18 protein-coding genes are annotated in these 18,163 nt (G+C 74.0%); 2 read left to right on the plus strand and 16 right to left on the minus strand.

Annotation, left to right across the window (positions count from 1 at the left end):
- Positions 1-9: 9 nt before the first annotated feature.
- The 9 genes from IF37_RS0109015 to IF37_RS0109055 form a co-directional block, all read right to left on the minus strand.
- Complete coding sequence (locus IF37_RS0109015; protein ID WP_030738950.1) at positions 10-1,041, minus strand: glutamate ABC transporter substrate-binding protein; 1,032 nt, start codon at positions 1,039-1,041, stop codon at positions 10-12.
- Between the two features lie 14 nt (positions 1,042-1,055).
- Positions 1,056-2,381 (minus strand): hypothetical protein, encoded by a 1,326-nt coding sequence (locus IF37_RS0109020; RefSeq protein WP_037856071.1) that lies wholly within the window; start codon positions 2,379-2,381, stop codon positions 1,056-1,058.
- A gap of 332 nt (positions 2,382-2,713) precedes the next feature.
- Positions 2,714-2,986, minus strand: coding sequence for a DUF6185 family protein (locus IF37_RS0109025; protein ID WP_030738968.1), 273 nt, complete (start codon positions 2,984-2,986; stop codon positions 2,714-2,716).
- Positions 2,987-3,019: 33 nt separating this feature from the next.
- The gene (locus IF37_RS0109030) at positions 3,020-3,991 is read right to left on the minus strand and encodes an N-acetylglucosamine kinase (protein WP_030738971.1); all 972 of its coding nucleotides are present in this window, start codon (positions 3,989-3,991) and stop codon (positions 3,020-3,022) included.
- Complete coding sequence (locus IF37_RS0109035) at positions 3,982-5,247, minus strand: 6-phospho-beta-glucosidase (RefSeq protein WP_030738974.1); 1,266 nt, start codon at positions 5,245-5,247, stop codon at positions 3,982-3,984. Before IF37_RS0109035 ends, IF37_RS0109030 begins: the two co-directional genes overlap by 10 nt.
- Before the next feature lie 7 nt (positions 5,248-5,254).
- Positions 5,255-6,148: a carbohydrate ABC transporter permease gene (locus IF37_RS0109040; RefSeq protein ID WP_030738977.1), complete on the minus strand. Its 894-nt coding sequence runs from the start codon at positions 6,146-6,148 to the stop codon at positions 5,255-5,257.
- Between the two features lie 3 nt (positions 6,149-6,151).
- Positions 6,152-7,093 (minus strand): carbohydrate ABC transporter permease, encoded by a 942-nt coding sequence (locus tag IF37_RS0109045; protein ID WP_030738980.1) that lies wholly within the window; start codon positions 7,091-7,093, stop codon positions 6,152-6,154.
- On the minus strand, positions 7,090-8,436 hold the full coding sequence (locus IF37_RS0109050) for an ABC transporter substrate-binding protein (protein ID WP_030738983.1): 1,347 nt from the start codon (positions 8,434-8,436) through the stop codon (positions 7,090-7,092). The genes IF37_RS0109045 and IF37_RS0109050 overlap by 4 nt, the downstream gene beginning before the upstream one ends.
- A gap of 57 nt (positions 8,437-8,493) precedes the next feature.
- Complete coding sequence (locus IF37_RS0109055; RefSeq protein WP_030738986.1) at positions 8,494-9,705, minus strand: ROK family transcriptional regulator; 1,212 nt, start codon at positions 9,703-9,705, stop codon at positions 8,494-8,496.
- A gap of 392 nt (positions 9,706-10,097) precedes the next feature.
- On the opposite strand from IF37_RS0109055, the gene IF37_RS0109060 reads away from it, so the two are divergent.
- A complete protein-coding gene (locus IF37_RS0109060) occupies positions 10,098-10,664 on the plus strand; it encodes a hypothetical protein (protein ID WP_030738988.1) in 567 nt (188 codons plus the stop codon).
- Between the two features lie 17 nt (positions 10,665-10,681).
- Here the strand turns inward: IF37_RS0109060 and IF37_RS0109065 are convergent, their stop codons facing one another.
- Together IF37_RS0109065 and IF37_RS0109070 are read right to left on the minus strand one after the other, a co-directional pair.
- Positions 10,682-11,218 carry a Uma2 family endonuclease gene (locus IF37_RS0109065; protein WP_253915704.1) on the minus strand — a complete coding sequence of 179 codons (537 nt, stop codon included), beginning with the start codon at positions 11,216-11,218 and terminating at the stop codon, positions 10,682-10,684.
- Positions 11,219-11,473: 255 nt separating this feature from the next.
- Positions 11,474-12,580, minus strand: a complete 1,107-nt coding sequence (locus IF37_RS0109070) for a mechanosensitive ion channel family protein (protein WP_030738993.1) — start codon at positions 12,578-12,580, stop codon at positions 11,474-11,476.
- A gap of 316 nt (positions 12,581-12,896) precedes the next feature.
- Here IF37_RS0109070 and IF37_RS0109075 point away from each other — a divergent pair, with 316 nt between their 5' ends.
- A complete protein-coding gene (locus IF37_RS0109075; protein WP_030738996.1) occupies positions 12,897-13,433 on the plus strand; it encodes an HNH endonuclease in 537 nt (178 codons plus the stop codon).
- A gap of 60 nt (positions 13,434-13,493) precedes the next feature.
- Here the strand turns inward: IF37_RS0109075 and IF37_RS0109080 are convergent, their stop codons facing one another.
- From IF37_RS0109080 to IF37_RS0109100, 5 genes are all read right to left on the minus strand, one after another.
- Positions 13,494-14,105, minus strand: a complete 612-nt coding sequence (locus IF37_RS0109080; protein ID WP_030738999.1) for a hypothetical protein — start codon at positions 14,103-14,105, stop codon at positions 13,494-13,496.
- Positions 14,102-15,430, minus strand: coding sequence for a hypothetical protein (locus tag IF37_RS0109085; protein WP_030739002.1), 1,329 nt, complete (start codon positions 15,428-15,430; stop codon positions 14,102-14,104). Before IF37_RS0109085 ends, IF37_RS0109080 begins: the two co-directional genes overlap by 4 nt.
- Positions 15,427-16,206, minus strand: a complete 780-nt coding sequence (locus IF37_RS0109090; protein ID WP_030739004.1) for an ABC transporter ATP-binding protein — start codon at positions 16,204-16,206, stop codon at positions 15,427-15,429. The genes IF37_RS0109085 and IF37_RS0109090 overlap by 4 nt, the downstream gene beginning before the upstream one ends.
- A gap of 297 nt (positions 16,207-16,503) precedes the next feature.
- On the minus strand, positions 16,504-17,433 hold the full coding sequence (locus IF37_RS0109095) for a zf-HC2 domain-containing protein (RefSeq protein WP_030739007.1): 930 nt from the start codon (positions 17,431-17,433) through the stop codon (positions 16,504-16,506).
- Positions 17,430-18,038: an RNA polymerase sigma factor gene (locus IF37_RS0109100; protein WP_030739010.1), complete on the minus strand. Its 609-nt coding sequence runs from the start codon at positions 18,036-18,038 to the stop codon at positions 17,430-17,432. Before IF37_RS0109100 ends, IF37_RS0109095 begins: the two co-directional genes overlap by 4 nt.
- Positions 18,039-18,163: the final 125 nt, after the last annotated feature.

Raw genomic sequence — 18,163 nt, forward strand, 5'->3', positions numbered from 1 at the left:
GGCCGCGGTTCAACTGCCGCGCAGGTACCGCGGCGCGGGCGGTTCCGACGGCGCCGGATCCCTGCCCAGTGTCGCCGACAGCCAGTCGTCGTACGACGACTGCCAGCCGTGCGCGCGATAGTCCACCAGGACGCGGTTGACCCGGCGTACCAGATCGTCGGCGTCCTGCTTCATCGCCACGCCGTAGTACTCGGTCGTGAACGCCTCGCCCTTCAGTTCGACGGTCGGGTCCTGGGCGGCCTGGCTCGCGGCGAGGGCGCCGTCGGTCACCACCGCGTCCACCTCGCCGAGTTGCAGCCGGACCAGGCAGTCCAGCTGGTTCGGGACGGTGGCGGAGATGTCGGTGGAGGCGGGCAGCCGGCCGGCCTTCCGGTCGGCGTCCAGCTTGGCGTACGCGGTCGAACCGGTCGCCGTGCACACCTTCTTGTGCGCCAGCGAGCCGTCGTAGCCCGTGACGGGGGATGACTTGGGCGCGAGGACCTGCTGCCCGGTCTTGAAGTACGGCGCGGAGAAGGCCACGTGCCGCAGCCGGTCACAGGTGATCGTCATGGTCCGGACGACCATGTCCACGCGCCCGTCCTGGATCGCCGGGATGCGCTGGCTGGTCGGGATCGCCTTGAACTGCACCGCGTCCGGGTCGCCGAGGATGTCCTGCGCTATCCGGTGCACGAGGTCGATGTCGAAGCCCTCCAGCCGGGCGCCCTCGGTGTTGGGGTTGCGGTACCCCCAGCGGTAGCTGTTCTGGTCGACGCCGACGACCAGCTTGCGCCTGGCGCCCGGCCGGGCCTTGATGGCGTCGATCGTCGGGCCGTCGGCGCCGGACGGGGCGAGCGTCCGCCGGTGCGCCTCGGCGTCCACGCAGTCGTCGAGCCGGGCCTGGGTGCCCGCGGCGGTCCGCTGCCCGGCCCGGCCGGGCGCGCCCGGCGCCGTCTGGGTGCACGGCAGCAGCAGGACGAAGGCCAGCGCCAGCGCGCACAGCACCGCCATCGCGGCGACCCCGCCCCAGCCCCGCAGGCGGACCCGTGCACGGCTCACGTACATCGCCCTGTCCCTCGTCACCGGTACTCCGAAAGTCTGCGGCCGATGCCGGCGACGGCGCCGGCCGCGCCGAGCACCGTGAGGACGACGGCGCCGGCCGGCAGCCCGGTCATGGCGTCCCGTCCGTCCGAGGCCGCCTGCTGGAACCGGGCCCGCTCGTGGGCGATGGCCCGGGCGAGACCGCGGTCGACGCCGTCGAAGCACTCGCCGGTCGCGCCCTTCGCACCGATCACCTTGTCCAGGGCCTGCTGGTAGTTGCCGTTCTCGTCCTCGGCGCGGGCCGAGGCGTGGCGCCGCTTCCATGCCGCCATGTCGTCCTCGGCCGCCTCGACCGGGGCGGCTCCCGCCCGGTCGTCGGCGAGCCGCGCCGCCGCGGCCAGGCGCTCGCCGAGTACGACCATGTCCTCGTCGAAGTGGTGGTAGTAGGCGTCGTACGTGGTCCCGTCGACGGTGATGGTCTCCGCGCCCCGCGCCACCAGGCTCAGGTTCTCGTTCCCGCGCGCCTTCAGCGAGGCGATCCGGGCGTCGTGCAGCACGTTGAGCGACCTGATGCCGTGCTGGTAGGAGCCCTCGAGTCCGGAGCGGGCGACCGCGTGCCCCACGACCAGCCACAGCAGGGCGGCGGTGGTCGCGGCGGTGGCGGCGACCAGACCGTGGTTGAGGACGCGGTGGGTGCGCCGGTACGTGCGGTGCTGGGCCCAGCCGAGCGCGGCCAGGGCGAGCACCCCGAGCCCGATCGCCGCCCACGGGTAGGGCGTCGCGTCCGCGTAGTCGGCGTCGAGCCGCCGGTTCTCCGTGGTGTGGAGGTCCTCCGCCGCCGGGAGCATCTCCTTCTGCATCTTCTCGTTGGCGTACCGCAGATAGGCGCCGCCCACCGGGTAGCCCTGCCGGTTGTACGTCCGGGCCCGCTCGATCAGGCCCTTGTACTCGGGCAGCAGTTCGTTCAGCCTGGCGATGGTCGTCTCGGAGTCCGATCCCGGTTCGGCGTTGGCGGCGGCGGTGACGAGCCCCGTCGCGGCGGCCCGGACGTCCTTCTCGTACCGGTCGCGGGAGCCGGCGTTCTCCTGGCCGCCGGCCAGGAACCCGCTGGACGCGGCCGCGTTGGCGTCGGCCAGCGAGCGGTAGATGCCGGCCGCCCCGGAGCTGAGCGGCTGGCTGCGGCGCAGCACGTCGTCGGCGGCGGCCGAGCGCGTGCTGGTCTGCCAGGCGGTGACCGCCCCGAACGAGACGACCAGCAGCGCCAGCACCGCACCGATGATCCGCAGCCGCCCCGGCTCGGTGGTCGCGGCGGCCCGCAGCCGCTCGGCCCCCTCGGCGAAGGCGGTGCGCCGCGCGGGCGGCACGGCCGGCACGGGCGGCACGGGCGGTCCGGGCTGGGCGGGGATGCCGGGCACGCCGGGGACACCGGGGAAACCGAAGGGGCCGGCGGGACCGGCCGACGGCGGCGCCGCGCTGCTCTTCGGCGGGTGTGTCACTCGACCTCCCCCATGGTCATCCGTTCGCCGCCCAGTATCTCCGTCCGGACCGGCATCCGCACCGGCCTTCACGCGATCTTGATCGGATCGCGGCGGGTCCCGCCCATGTAAACGCCGGGCGCGGGTGTTCGGTTCCGGCGGCCGGTCGGGCCGAGGGGCATGGACACGGCGTAGAGGGCCGGGTCCTGCCGCCCACCCGATCAGCGCGGTCGCGGGCGGGCCGGCGAGCCCCGCGCCCGGGCGGCGGGCCGGCCGTCGGCCCACCACGTGTCGTGCGGGCCGAGCGCGAGCGCGGCGTCGACGACGGTGATGCCGACGGGCGGCCGGGCAGCCGGTCGGTCGGCGGTGCCGGACGGCGCCCTCCAGCGGTGCGGGCCGAGCGGGCGGGACTCGTACGCCCGCCGGGTGCGCGCGGTGTCCCTGGCCTGCCCCTGGCCGAGGCGGCGCGGCTCCGAGCGGCTCTCCCTGAACATCCGGGCCGCTCCGGCCGGCTCCGCCGGCCCCGGCTACCGCTCCCAGTACCCCCGCGCCCGCCGGGCCGCCGCCGGCTCCGCGCCCAGCCGGTCCAGGCCCAGCAGGGCCGCGCCCAGGACCGGACTCTCCGTCACCACGCGGACCTCGGCCTTGGGGGCGCGGGCCGCGAGGAGGCCGTGGACGGTGTCGTCGAGCAGCGGATGGCCGGCCGTGAGGACGCTGCCGCCCAGCAGCACCGGTGTCTCCTCGTCCAGCAGGTCCAGCCGGGTCAGCGCGACCGTCGCCATCACCGTGACCTCCTCCGCGAGCCGGGTGACGAGCCCGCGGGCCACCGGGTCGCCGTCGGCCGCGGTGGCGAACAGGACCGGGGTCAGCTCGTGCCGGCGGCCGGGGTCGACGTGCTCCAGGTGCAGTGCCTCGATCAGCGCGTACATCGTGGGCAGCCCGAAGTGCGCGGGCAGGGTCCGGGCGAGCGAGGTCGGCCCGCCGCGGCCGTCCTCCGCGCGCGCCGCGTGCCACAGGGCCTCCTCGGCCAGGCCCCAGCCGCCGCCCCAGTCACCGGAGATGCGGCCGACGGCCGGGAACCGGGCGGTGCGCCCGTCGGGGCGCATGCCCGCGCAGTTGATGCCCGCCCCGCACACCACCGCCACCCCGCGCGGCTCGGCGACGCCCGCGCGCAGCACCGCGAAGGTGTCGTTGCGGACCTCCACCGAGGTGCCCCACGCGCGCGCGTGCAGTGCCGCCGCCAGCCGTTCCTCCTCCACCGGCAGGTCGGCGTTGGCCAGGCACGCCGACACGTGGGAGACGGACGCCACCCGCGCGTCCGCGAAGGCCCGGGCGACCGGTTCGGCCAGCGCCTCCAGCGCCGCCGGCACCCCCACCGCGGGCGGGCGGAAGCCGCCGCCGCGGGCCGTGGCCAGCACCTCCCCGGCGGCGCTGACCACGGCCACGTCGGTCTTGCTGTTGCCCGCGTCGATCGCGAGCACGGTCGAGGTCAGGCCCACGCCAGGTGCTCCCGGTTGTGTGCGACCAACTGGTCGGTGAGGGCGTCCGCGTACGCGTACTGGCCGATCAGCGGGTGCGCCAGCAGCGCGCGGAAGACGCGGTCCCGGCCGCCGCGCAGCGCCGCCTCCAGGGCCAGCTCCTCGTACGCCGTCACGTTCGCGATCAGGCCCGCGAAGAGCGGGTCCGGCCGGGGCACCGGCAGCGGGACCGGGCCCGCCGGGCCGACCGCCGCCTGCACCTCGATCACCGCGTCGTCGGGCAGGAAGGGCAGCGTGCCCCGGTTGACCGTGTTCACCACCTGGTAGGGGCTGCCCCCTCCGCCCAGCAGGGCCGCCGCCAGGTCCACGGCCGCCTCCGAGTAGAAGGCGCCGCCCCGCTTGGCGAGCAGCGCGGGCTTCTCGTCCAGGGCCGGGTCGCCGTACATCGCCAGCAGCTCCCGCTCCATCGCGGCCACCTCGGCGGCCCGGGAGGGCTTGGTGCGCAGTTCGCGCACGACCTCGTCGTGCGCGTAGTAGTAGCGCAGGTAGTAGGAGGGGACCACACCCAGCCGGTCCAGGAGGGTGCGGGGGAGGTGGAGGTCGTCGGCGATGGCCCCGCCGTGCTCGGCCAGGAGCTTGGGGAGGACGTCCGCGCCCTCCGGACCCCCCAGACGCACACTGGTCTCCCAGGTGAGGTGGTTCAGGCCCACATGGCCCAGGTGCACATCCGCCGGGGTCGCGCCCAGCAGGGCCGCGAACTTCCGCTGGAAGCCGATCGCCACGTTGCACAGGCCGACCGCCCGGTGCCCGGCCTGGAGCAGGGCCCGGGTGACGATGCCGACCGGGTTGGTGAAGTCGATGATCCACGCGCGCGGGTTGGCGCGGCGGACCCGCTCGGCGATGTCGAGGACGACCGGGACGGTGCGCAGGGCCTTGGCCAGACCGCCCGCCCCGGTGGTCTCCTGGCCGACGCAGCCGCACTCCAGCGGCCATGTCTCGTCCTGCCGGCGGGCCGCCTGGCCGCCGACGCGCAGCTGGAGCAGGACGGCGTCCGCGCCGTCGACGCCCGCGTCCAGGTCCGAGGTGGTGACGATGCGGCCGTCGTGGCCCTGTCTGGCGAAGATCCGGCGGGCGAGGCCGCCGACCAGTTCCAGGCGTTCCGCGGCCGGGTCCACGAGGACGAGTTCCTCGATGGGCAGCGTGTCCCGCAGGCGCGCGAAGCCGTCGATGAGTTCCGGCGTGTAGGTCGAACCGCCGCCGACCACGGTGAGTTTCATAGCCAGATCAACCCTTTACTCCAGTGAGCGTCACGCCTTCGACGAACGCCTTCTGGGCGAAGAAGAACACGAGGATCACGGGGGCCATGACCAGCACGGTCGCGGCCATCGTGAGGTTCCAGTCGGTGTGGTGGGCGCCCTTGAAGGACTCCAGTCCGTAGGACAGGGTCCAGGCGCCGGGGTTCTCGGACGCGTAGATCTGCGGGCCGAAGTAGTCGTTCCAGGCGTAGAAGAACTGGAAGAGGGCCACCGCGGCGATGCCCGGCTTCGCCATGGGCAGGACGACCCGCAGCAGGGTGCGCAGGTCGCCGCAGCCGTCCACCTTCGCCGCGTCCAGGTACTCGTTCGGGATCGTCATCAGGAACTGGCGCAGCAGGAAGATGGAGAAGGCGTCCCCGAACGCCATCGGGACGATCAGCGGCCACAGCGTGCCGGACAGGTCCAGCTGCTTCGCCCAGAACAGGTACATCGGGATGACGACCACCTGTGGGGGCAGCATCATCATCGAGATCACCAGCATCAGGGAGAGATCGCGCCCCCGGAAGCGGAACTTGGCCAGCGCGTACGCCACCGGCACCGAGGACACCACGGTCAGGGCGGTGCCCAGGCCGGCGTAGAGCAGGGTGTTGCGCCACCAGGTGAGGAAGCCGGGGGTGTCGAAGACCTTGCGGTAGTTGGCCCACTCCCAGGTGTGCGGGACCAGGTCCCGGCTCAGCGCCTGACTGTCGCTCATCAGCGAGGTCAGAGCCACGAACACGAACGGCAGGGTGAAGAACAGGGCGGCCGCGACACCGAGGGCGTGGACCGCGATCCACTCCAGCGCCGCCCTGCGGCGGGCGGTGCGTTCGGCCCCGGAGACGAGCGGCACCGGCGTCACCGGCTGCTCCAGAACTCGGGTCATGGGTCAGTCACCTGCCTGGATCAGGCCGCCCCGGCGCCGCATCAGCAGCGCGGTGAACGCCATCGACAGGGCGAACAGCACCAGCGCCACCACGCAGGCCGAGCCGTAGTCGAAGCGCTGGAAGCCGAGGTTGTAGACGAGTTGGGGGAGGGTGAGCGTGGACTTGTCGGGGTAGCCGGGCTCGAACTGGGTGCCGGCGCCCTGGATCACCCCGGAGGCGACCTTCCCGGCGACCAGCGGCTGGGTGTAGTACTGCATGGTCTGGATCACGCCCGTGACGACCGCGAACATCACGATGGGCGAGATGTTCGGCAGGGTCACGTAACGGAAGCGCTGCCACGCCGAGGCGCCGTCCAGCTCCGCCGCCTCGTACTGCTCCGTCGGCACGTCGAGCAGCGCGGCCATGAAGATGACCATCAGGTCGCCGACGCCCCACAGCGCCAGCAGGGTCAGCGCCGGCTTGGACCAGGCGGGGTCGTTGAACCAGCCCGGCGCCGGGAGTCCCACCCGCTCCAGCAGCGAGTCGACCGGCCCGGTACCGGGGTTGAGCAGGAACGCGAACGCCATGGTCGCCGCGACCGGCGGGGCGAGGTAGGGCAGGTAGAACAGGGTGCGGAAGACGCCCGTACCGGTCTTGACCTTGGTGATGAGCAGACCGACGCCCAGTCCGAAGACCACCCGCAGCGTCACCATGACCAGCACCAGCCACAGCGTGTTGCGCAGGGCGGGCCAGAACAGCGGGTAGTGCTCGAAGACGTACGCCCAGTTCTTCCCGCCGGTCCATGTCGGCGGCCGGAAGCCGTCGTAGTGCATGAAGGAGAAGTAGACGGTGGAGGCCAGCGGGTAGGCGAAGAAGACCGCGAAGCCGATCAGCCACGGCGCCATGAAGGCGAGCGTGCGCAGGGCCGAGCGCCGGCGTTTCGACGCGAGGGTGACCGCGCTCATCCGCGCGCCTGCTCGATGTCCGTGTCGATCTGCGCGGCCGCCTTCCGCAGCCCCGCCTTCAGGTCGCCGGCCCTGCCGCTCTCGTAGTCGTAGCCGAACTGCTGGATCGTCACCAGGTACACCCCGCCGTTGACCGAGGCGGGCGTGGTGGTGGAGTGCGGGTTGGCGGCGATGTCCAGGAAGGTCTTGAACCGCGGGTCGTACTTCAGCTTCGGGGACTTCAGCGCGGCGAGCGTGGAGGGCACGTTGTGGATGTCGTTGGCGAAGCCGACGACGGCGTCCGTGTCCGTCGTCATGTACTTCACCAGTTCCCAGGCCGCGTTCTGCTTGTGGCTGGTGGCGGCGATCCCGGCGATGGTGCCGGTGATGTAGCCCTTGCCGTACTGGTCGGCCTGGTCGTCCGGGACGGGCAGCGGGGCCACCCCGATCTCGAAGTCGGGGTCCGCCTGCTCGGCCATGCCCAGCCGCCACTCGCCGTCGAGCTGCATGGCGACCTGGCCGGTGTGGAAGGGGTGCTTGGGGCCCCACTCGTCACCGAGCGTGGCCCGGTACTTCTCCAGCCTCCGGTAGCCGCCGAGCGTGTCCACCAGCTTCTTCTGGAGCGTGAAGCCCTTCTCGAAGGCGGGGTCCCCGGCGAGGTTCGACTTGCCGTCCCGGTCGAAGTACGTCGGCGAGAACTGGCCTAGGTAGTGCTCGGTGGTGGACTCCCAGCCGTGGTAGTTCGGCATGAACCCGAGCCGTTCGTAGCCGTCGCCCCGGCGGACCGTCAACTTCCGGGCGTCGGCGGTGAATTCCGACCAGGTCCTCGGCGGCTGGTCGATGCCGGCCTTCGCGAACGCCGTCTTGTTGTAGTAGAGCCCGTACGCGTCCCCGAGCAGCGGCACCGCGCAGCGGTCGCCGTCGAACGTGGTGTACTCGTTCATCGGCTTCGGGAACGTGGCCTCCGGGTCGATGCCCGACTTCTCGAAGAACGGGTTCAGGTCCACCAGCGCGCCCGAGGAGCAGAACTTGCCCACGTTGTTGGTGGTGAAGGAGGAGACCACGTCCGGGGCCTGGTCGCCGCCGGCCCGCAGCGCCTGGTTGATCTTGTCGTCGGTCATGTTGCCGACGACGTTCACGTGGATGTTGGGGTGCGCCCGCTCGAACCCGGCGACCAGCGACTTGACCGCCTTCACCTCGTTCGGCGCGCTCCAGGCATGCCAGAAGTTGAGGGTCGTCTCCCGGGACGGGTCGTCCGAGGCGCCCGAGGAGGACTGGCCGGTACAGGCGGTGGTGAGCAGGGCCAGGGACACGGTCAGGGCAAAAGCCGTTTTTCGGGCAACGGACGGTATGACTTCGGGCATGGCGAGGTCTCCCAGGGGCGGGTGGGTGCTACCGGTGCGTGCGGGGGTACGGCGGGTTCAGCGCGAGGTGTCGAAGACCTCGTCGCGGGTGGCGGCGAGCGCGGACTCCAGCGCGCCGCGCAGGACGGGGTGCTCCCGGACGTCCCCGACGACCAGCCGGGGCCGGGCGGCGGCCAGTTCCTCCAGCTCGGCCTGGACGAGGGCGCGCAGCACCTCGCCGCCGGCCGTCAGCGCGGAGCCGCTGAGGACGACGAGTTCGGGGTCGAGGACGGAGACGAGCGAGGCGAGACCGGTGGCCAGCCGGGTGGCGTAGGTCCGCAGCAGCTCCCGGTGCGGGCCGTCGGCGTGGTCGGCGGCGCGGGCCAGCAGCGCGGCGGCGGCTTCGGCGTGCGGCCCCTGGGGCACGTCGGCTATGCCGAGTTCGCGGGCCAGTGCGGGCAGCGCCTGGGAGCCGGCCAGCTCCTGGTAGCCGCCGCTGTTGGCCTTGGTGACCTGCCGCACCAGCGGAGTGCCCGGCACCGGCAGGAAGCCGACCTCGCCGGCGCCGCCGGTCCAGCCGCGGTGCAGCCGTCCGCCGAGGACCAGGGCGGCGCCGAGGCCCTCCTCGTTCCACAGCAGGACGAAGTCCGCGTGTCCGCGGGCCGCGCCGAGCCGCTGCTCGGCGATGGCCGCGAGGTTGACGTCGTTCTCGTACTCCACCGGCATCGGCAGCGCCGCCGCGAGTTCGTCGAGCAGTGTGGGGGAGTGCCAGCCGGGCAGGTGGGAGGCGTAGCGCAGCCGCCCGGTGTTGGGGTCGAAGGCGCCGGGTGTGCCGATGACCAGCCGGTGCACGTCGGACCGGGCGAGACCGGCGGCCTTGACGGCGCCGTCGAGGGCGTCGGTGACCTGCTGGACGACCGGCTGCGCCGGGTGCCGGCCGGGGGTGGGCAGCTCGTGCTCGCCGACCGTGCGGCCGGTGATGTCGGCGACGGCGGCCCGGACGCGGACCGGGGTGACGTCGAGCCCGGCGGCGTAGCCGGCCGTCGGGTCGACCGCGTACAGCTGGGCGTTGGGCCCCGGCCGGCCCTCGCTGGTGCCGGTGACCCGGACCAGTCCGGCCGCCTCCAGGCGGGCCAGCAGCTGGGAGGCGGTGGGCTTGGACAGTCCGGTGAGCTTGCCGATCCGGGTGCGGGACAGCGGGCCGTGCTCCAGCAGCAGGTCCAGGGCGGCGCGGTCGTTCATGGCGCGCAGGACGCGCGGGGTGCCCGGCGTACCGGCGGTTCCTGCCATGGGGTCGACACCTGCCTTTCCAGCCGCCCAGTTTTTCAGTGACCCGGGCGTGGCGTCCAGCCTTGATCACCGGCCGCCGGGAGATCACTGTTAGGAAACTTTCCTATTGGGGTGGGAGGAACGTAAGCCGAGGACGAAGGGGGCGTCAATAGGCGTCAATGGACAACGCCCCGGAGGCAACGGAGTCGTTACCTCGGGGGCGTGTCCGTGCGGGGGTGGTGCCGGGGCCCGTCGCGCCGTCGCGTGGTCACCGGGGAGGGGCGCGCCGCGCGGCACGGCACGCGACCGTCACTTGGATGGTTTCCCCTGTTCAGGGCGGCTACATATACGGCTCGCCACCCCGCGGTCGACTGGCCGGGACGGGTCGGCCGGTGGCGAGCGGAGGGTGGAGGATGCCCGACCGGAATCTGCTGTGGAAGCTGTGGCCGGCCACGATGTCCGGCTTTCTGCCCCTGCTTGCGGTCGTGTGCCTGCGGGACGCGCTGGACGACGGGCTGTCCCGGTCGCTGGTCGCCGACCTCGTCCTCGCTCCGGTCGTCTGGGCCCTCTTCAGTCTGCTCGCCGCCCTGTACGTGTACGCCGCCCTGACGCGCAGGGCCCGTGGCACCGGCATCCCGGTCACCGCGGACGCCCTCGCGGCAACCCAGGAGCGCGTCTTCCCGGCTCGGGCGGCGCGGCGGCTGCGGGCGGGGCTCGTCGGTTCCGCGCGGGCGTTCGACGTGACGGACGGCGAGGACGCGCTGGAGTTCCGCTGGCGTCCGTTCCGCGGCGGGCACGCCGTCACCGGGGCGCTGACCGTGGACGAGGCGTCGGGCGGGGTCCGGGTCCGGCTGCACGCGGACGAGGGGCTGACGAACATGCCGGGGCAGCGCCGGGCCGGCGCCTTCGTCGCGCTGTGCGAGATAGCGCGGCTGGGGGAGGAAGGGCAGGGGCGCGTCGGGCCGCGGCGCCCGTGGTGAGCCGGTCCGCGAACCGCTCAGTCGGTGAGGAACGGGGCCGTGTCGAGGACGGGGTAGGGAGCGGGCAGCGGCAGGGGCTCACCGAGGGCGACCTTGGTGTCGTCGGTGTAGTACGCCTCGGTGGGGTCTTCGTCGGGCAGCACCGGGTTCGTGTAGCAGTGGGCCGTCCTGGAGTGGCGGTCGACCAGGACGTAGACGGGGACACCGGCGGCGGCGTAGGCGCGGAGTTTGGGGCCGGTGTCGGCCCAGTGGTTCGACGAAGTGATCTCGCCGACCAGCGCGATCATGTCGGCTGGATACCAGCTCTTATTGGCCCTGCGGTATTTCTCGTCCAGCTCGGACGCCTTGCGGCGCCGTACATAGAAGTCAGGGATGAGGAGGCCCAGGGTATGGCCGTCCTTGTCCGCCGCCCTGTAACCGTTTCCCATGCCCACGAGACGGAATCCGGCCGTGCGGAACTGGAAGGCCAGCTCCAGGGCGCCGTCGTTGTGATGCTCGTCCGGTCGCGGCGGCGCGATGACCGTCCCCTCGACATACTCGGGTCGAATCGGCATCGGTGACGCCTCTTCGATCGCGTTCAACAGGTCGGCAGGGTCTACCTGCGTCATCACCGGCTCCAAGATCGGTTCGGCGCTCATCCCTGGTCCTCCTCATCACGCTGATGCCAGGCTAAGCCCCTGTCGGGCGCCCCGGCAGAACGATGGGGCACCCCGTGCGCTCCCGGCGCCGGAATGCCCCACCTGTTCACTCGAACGAGTGTGCTGAACCGATTCACTGCCCCCTGCTTTTCACTGCCCCCTGCTTTTCCGCTACTTCGCCGGTGGCGCCGGGCGCTGCTGGACGATCGGTGACGCCGCCGCCGACTGCGGCGAGTCCGCGTTGGAGAACGCCGACGGGGCCGCCACCGCCGCCGTCGGGTCCGGGGCGGCCTCGGCGTCCTCGACCGCCGTCGCGCCGCCCACGATGCGGATGCTCGCCGCGTCGAACGCCCGCTTGATCCGCCAGCGCAGCTCCCGCTCCACCGTCACGGACTTGCCCGGCATCGTCTTCGCAGAGACCCGCACCACCATGGAGTCGATCAGGACCGAGTCCAGGCCGAGGACCTCCACCGGGCCCCACAGCAGCTCGTTCCAGGGCTCTTCCCGGCTCATCTTCCCGGCGACCTCGGTCAGCGTCGCCCTGACCCGGTCCAGGTCCTCGCTCGCCCGGACGGTCACGTCGACCCCGGCCGTCGCCCAGCCCTGCGACAGGTTGCCGATCCGCTTGACCTCGCCGTTGCGGACGTACCAGATCTCCCCGCTGTCGCCGCGCAGCTTCGTCACGCGCAGCCCGACCTCGATCACCTCGCCGGTGGCCACACCCGCGTCGATCACGTCACCGACGCCGTACTGGTCCTCCAGGATCATGAACACGCCGGACAGGAAGTCGGTGACCAGGTTGCGCGCGCCGAAACCGATCGCCACACCCGCGACACCGGCCGACGCCAGCAGCGGCGCCAGATTGATCTTGAAGGTGGAGAGCACCATCAGCGCGGCCGTGCCGAGGATGAGGAAGCTCGCCACCGAGCGCAGCACCGAGCCGATCGCCGCCGATCGCTGCCGGCGCCGCTCGGCGTTGACCAGCAGCCCGCCCAGCGCGGTGCCGTCCACGGCCTGCGCGGTACGGCCCATCCGGTCGATCAGCTTGGTGATCGCCCGCCGCACCACCGCCCGCAGCGCCACCGCCACGAACACGATCAGCAGGATCTGCAAGCCCATCGCGAGCCAGGTCGACCAGTTCTGCTCGACCCAGCTCGCCGCGTTCGTCGCGCTCTCCTGGGCGTCTTTCAGGGTCGGAACGGCCGGGGCCGTCGATCCCGAGGGCGACGGGGACGGCGACGCGCCGACGGCCAGGAGGACGGCGGGCAGGGTCGACACGGCAGGTACCTCCAAGGTGCTGCGCGGTCCGTACCGGCGGGCGGTCAAGGTCACGAAAAGATCACCGAACGGACAGGACCACCACATTAACGGGACGAGGCGGCTGCCCCGGGCCGATCCGCCCGGCGGACGCACAGGAGAGACACGGCTCACGCGCGCTTGAACGGACCGTGTTCCGGGGGATGCATCAGGTGTGGTCGAAAACACTCCCAGCCCGTTACCGGGACATGGTGGCGCTTCCACCAGGCATGAGGGGAGACTGGCCACAGATCGTCCCGGCGCGAGCCACGCGCCGCCGACGCCCAAGGAGGCACCCGTGCCGCATGTCCTGGTCCTCAACGCGTCGTACGAGCCGCTCGGCGTCGTACCGCTCCGCCGCGCGCTCGTCCTCGTCCTGGAGAACAAGGCCGTCTCCCTGGAGGAATCCGGCGCCTATCTGCACAGCGCAACCGTCACCCTCCCCGCACCCAGCGTGGTCCGGCTCAAGCGATTCGTCCGGGTCCCCTACCGGGGGCCCGTCCCGCTCACCCGCCGTGCGCTGTTCGCGCGAGACGGGGGCCGGTGCATGTACTGCGGTGGCGTCGCAACCAGCGTCGACCACGTCATCCCGCGCAGCCGCGGGGGCCTGCACGCCTGGGACAACGTGGTGGCCTCCTGCCGCCGCTGCAACCACGTCAAGGCCGACCGCCACCTCGTCGAACTCGGCTGGCGGCTGCGGCACAAACCGGCCCCGCCGACAGGGCTGGCCTGGCGCATCATCGGCACGGGACACAGGGACCCGCGCTGGTTGCCGTACTTGCAGCCGTACGGCGCGGACGACGCCATGGCCCGGATCGACGGCATATCCGCCTAGGTCCGGGCCCTGTCGTTCCCGCGCCCGGCCGCGGGGCCGGTGGCCGTGCCGCCCGGGAGGTCAGCCGCGAGGGCCCTCCGGGCGGGCGCCGCGCACCGTGTACGCGGCGGTGCCCACGGCGAACGCCGTGAGGGCCGCCGCCCACGCGCCCGGCTGCCCGCCCGGCTGCATCGGCCATGCCCATATCGCGGCCGCGCGGCCCTGTGCGCCGGCGGAGCCCAGATAGACCGCGGTCACGTAGCCGAACGCGGGGAGCCAGCTCAGCCGGGCGCCCAGCAGCACGGCGGCCGCCGCGGTGACACCCGTGCAGCCCAGCGTGTTGCGCAGCACCGTGGGCGGTCCGAAGGTCTCCGGGTGCCCGAGCACGGACGGCGCCACCAGCAGCGCGGCCAGCGCGGTCAGCCCCGCCAGCTGCGTCAGCCGACGCGGCCACCACGGTCGTACGGCGGTGCGGTCCAGCTCGTCCGAGGCGCTGTACAGGCTCGTCCCGATCACCGCCGACGCCAGCAGCGGCGCCAGCGCGACGATCGGCACCCGGCGGTCGGGGTCGAGGTAGGCGTCCAGCCGGCCGGCCGCCCACAGCGCGAAGGCGGCCGTGCCGACGAGCGCGGCCAGCGTGCCGGGCAGCGCCCGGGAGCGGGCGTACAGCAGGGGACCACGGGTCGGCGTCACAGTGCGGGAACCTCCTTCGCGTCGCAGCCCGACCGGGCCGCGAAGTAGGCCGACAGCCACTCCCGGCGCTCGTGCTCACCCATACGGGCCAGCCTGGTCCGGGCGGCGCGGCGCCGGCGGTCCTCGGCGGTGTCGCCGCCGGGCACCGCGGCGTCCTCACGCGACTTGTTTGGTGCGAGGTAGGACTCCACGGCGTCGTCCGCCACGAGCACACGGGCGGTGACCGCGGCCCCGGCGTCTTCGGGGCAGTCGCCGCGCCCCGACAGCGCGGCGACTGCCTCCCAGGCGAACTGCCGCCGGTCCGTCAGCCGCCCCCGTACGGTCGACCAGCCCAGCGGCGTCAGGCCCGGCAGCCGCGCCTCGTCGCCGCGCGGGGCACCGTCGCGGTCCGCCCACCGCGCCGGCAGGTTCCGCACCCCTTCCAGCCTGTCCGTGACACCTGACAGAGCCGCGCTGACCTGCGGCAGCATTCCGGCGTACCGGGCGTTCACACAGACCGCCGGGACGGTGGAGGTGTCGCACACCTGACGGCTGGTGAGCGGGTCGGTGCGCCACAGGCCGTCCCCTGTCTGCGCGAGCAGGGTGCCCGCTGCCACCGCCGCCGCCAGCGGCAGCAGCGCCGTCACCCGGCGCCGGGCCGCGTACGCCAGCACGGCGGCGACCGCGAGACCGCCGGTCCACACCGCCATCGCCCACGGCTGCCACCACACCGGCAGCTCACCGGCCCGGGCCAGGGCGGCGGGACTGAGTGGGCGGGCGTACTCCGGGGCGTCGGCCGCCACGATCCCGAGCCCGAGGTACCCGGCCATCGCCAGCAGCGGGGCCGCCAGCCGCGTGGGCACGATCCGCCCCAGCACGTGCCCGGCCAGCGCACCCGCCGCGACGGCGACCGCGTCCCCCGGGAGCAGCTCCGGGTGCGGCCGGTCGCCGTATGCGTACGGCCAGGTGGCGAGCAGGGCCAGGGCGACCGTGACCAGGTAGCCGACGGCCGTGTACAGCGCGCCGGGCAGCGCCGCGGCCAGCAGCCGGGCCAGCGGCGGCCGTACGGTCGTCGCCCACAGTTCCTCGGTGCCGCGCCGCCGCTCCCGGCCGCCCTGCCAGCAGCCCGCCGCGGCGGCCAGCGGCAGCACGATCAGCATCCCGGTGTGGCTCTGGACGGCGGTCTCCGACCAGCCGCCCTGCCAGCGGTCCGCCGTCGCCCACAGTGTCCCGCCCAAGGTCAGCGGCACCGCGGCCCCGGCCCAGGGCGCGAAGCCGCGCAGCCACTCCGCGCGCAGCGGGTGCGGCGCCCGCGCGGACGCCCGCGCACCGTTCAGGAGGGTCATCGCGCCGCCCCCCGCGCGCCCGGCTCCGGCTCGCGGTGCGCCCGCAGCGCCGCCGTGTACCCGCGCTCGATCGGATGGTCGCCCGGACCGCCCGCCGTCTCGCCGAGCAGCGAGAGCGCCCCGGGTGTGCCCCGGTACGCGATCCGGCCCCCGTCCAGCAGGGTGACCTCCGTGCAGGCGGCGGCCACGTCCTCCACCAGGTGGGTGGAGACCACCACGGTCGCCGAGGCGCCCAGCTCGCGCAGCAACTCACGGAACTCCACCCGCTGCTCCGGGTCGAGACCGGCGGTCGGCTCGTCCAGCAGCAGCACCTCGGGGTCGTTCACGACGGCCTGCGCGATGCCGACCCGGCGCACCATACCGCCGGACAGCGTCCGCACCTTCGCGTCGACGCGGTCCGCCAGGCCCACCCGGGTCACCGCCCGTTCCACGGCCGCCGGCACCCGCGCGGCCGGCACCTCCTTCAGCCAGGCCATGTACGCCACGAACTCCCGCACGGTGAAACCCGGGTAGTAGCCGAACTCCTGCGGCAGATAGCCGAGCCTGCGCCGCACCCCGGCCAGCCCGCGGTGGCCGGCGGTGTCCTCGCCGAGCAGCTCCACCCGGCCGGCGTCCGGCCGCGCCACCGTGGCCAGCACCCGGATCAGCGAGGTCTTCCCGGCCCCGTTCGGCCCGAGCAGCCCGTGCACACCGGTGCCGAGCGTCAGGTCGAGCGAGTCGAGGGCGAGGGTCTTGCGGTGCCGGACCCGCAGGCCGGTCACGCGTATCGAACTCATGTCTCTCCACGTCAGGGGGGTGGAACCACGGTGGTCGCGGTCCCGGATCGGATCGCCGGGGCGGGCGGGGCGGGGCGCACGGCCTGCGGAGGGGCACGTGTACGGCTGCGCGGGCGGGCGGTACCCGGGGGCGCGGTGCCCGTGCGGGGCCACGCGGTGCACGGCGGGCGTGCGCCCCGCGGACACCCGCGGACCCCTGCGCACACACGCGGACACCCGCGGACACCCGCGGACACCCGCGGACACCCGCGGTGCTCCCGCAGGACTCCCGCGGTGCTCCCGCAGGACTCCCGCGGGCTAAGGACGCAGCGGCCGGTCGTACGCCGGGCGGCGGGCGGTCAGCAGGGCGGCGCTCAGGACGGCCGCCGTCGCCCACGCGCTCTGCGCCGCCGCGCCGTCCAGCCAGTGGGAGAGCTGCCCGGCCAGCCGTGTGGTCACCGCCCCGCCCGGTGCGACGGCCACCGCTGCCGCCACGGCGGCCAGCCAGCCGCCCCCGGTCAGCCCGGCCGCCGCCCGGCAGCCGACGAGGGACGCCAGGGCGAGCGTGGCCAGCGCCAGTGCCAGCCCGGGCAGCAGCCAGGCCGCCGCGGCGGGGGCACCCGAGGCGGGCAGCAGCAGCCCGGTGAGGGTCAGCAGCGGCAGGCTCACCGCGAGCACGGCGACCGTACGGACGAGCGCCAGCCGCAGCCCGCCGCCCGGCGTGGCCGCGGTCACCTCGTGCAGCGGGTCGGCGTGCGGACCGTAGGACAGGGCGACCCCGGCGACCGGCACCACGGGGGCGACGGCCAGCAGCAGCGCCCGCGCGCCCGGGAAACCGGCCCCGTACGACAGGACCGGCGCGGCCACCGCCACGCCCAGCACGGCCGGCAGCCAGGCCCCGCGCACGGCGGGCCCGGCCGCCCACAGCAGCCGGGCGGCCCGGGACGGACCGGACACCCGGGTGGGCCCCGGCCGTACCGGCACGACCGGCTCCGGTACCGCGCCCGGTGCCGGCACCGTGACCGGCTCCGGTACCGCGCCCGGTGCCAGCACCGCCTCCCGTACCCCCGCCAGCACCGCCCCCGCCGCCGTACCGCGCACCGCGGCCGACACCCGGGACGCGCAGCCCGTGCAGCCCTCCACATGTGTCTCCACGGACCACGCCTCCGCCTCCGGCAGTGTGCCGTCCGCATAGCGGGTGACGAGGTCGTCAGGGGCGTGCCAGTGCCGCCCGTCGGGCTTCGTCATGCCGTGCCTCCCAGCGGGGACGGGGCCAGCCGGTCCAGTGCCTCGCGCAGTTCCGCGCGGGCGCGGCGGGCCCGGGACTTGACCGTGCCCTCCGGTATGCCGAGCAGCCGGGCGGCCTCCCGGGTGGTCAGCCCGTCGATCACCGTCGCCCGCAGCACCTCGCGCAGCTCCGGCGAGATCCGGTCCAGCGCGGTGCCGACGTCGCCGTACTCCAGTCCCGCCAGCACCCGGTCCTCCGCGGACGGCGCGGCGGCGGGCTCGAAGCGGCCGGGCCGGCCGGATTCCGGCAGCGGCTCCACGCCCCGCGCGGACCGCTCCTGCGCCCGCCGCGCGTCGACCAGCCGGCGCGCGGCGATCGTCCACAGCCAGCCGCCCGCCTCCTGGCCGCGGTGCCCGGCCGCCGACCGCCACACCGTGACGAACGTGTCCTGGAGCACCTCCCGCACCAGCTCGGCATCGGCGCACCGCCGGGTCAGCCGCGCGTGCAGCCACCCGGCGTGCCGGTCGTACAGGGTGCCCATCGCGGTCGCGTCACCCCGCGCCACCGCCCGCAACAGGGCGGCGTCCCCGCCGGCCCCGTCGTCCTTCTCCCGCTGGCCCCCCACGGGGCGGAACAGTCTCACACCCCCTCTATCGGCCGCCGGCCCGGCGCCGGATCACCGGGGCACCGGTTTTGCCGCGCGTGGGCCGCAGCTCACGGGGTAGGCCTGCCGTAACCCGTCCAAAGCCG

This window comes from Streptomyces sp. NRRL S-31 (genome assembly GCF_000718775.1).
GTDB lineage: Bacteria > Actinomycetota > Actinomycetes > Streptomycetales > Streptomycetaceae > Streptomyces.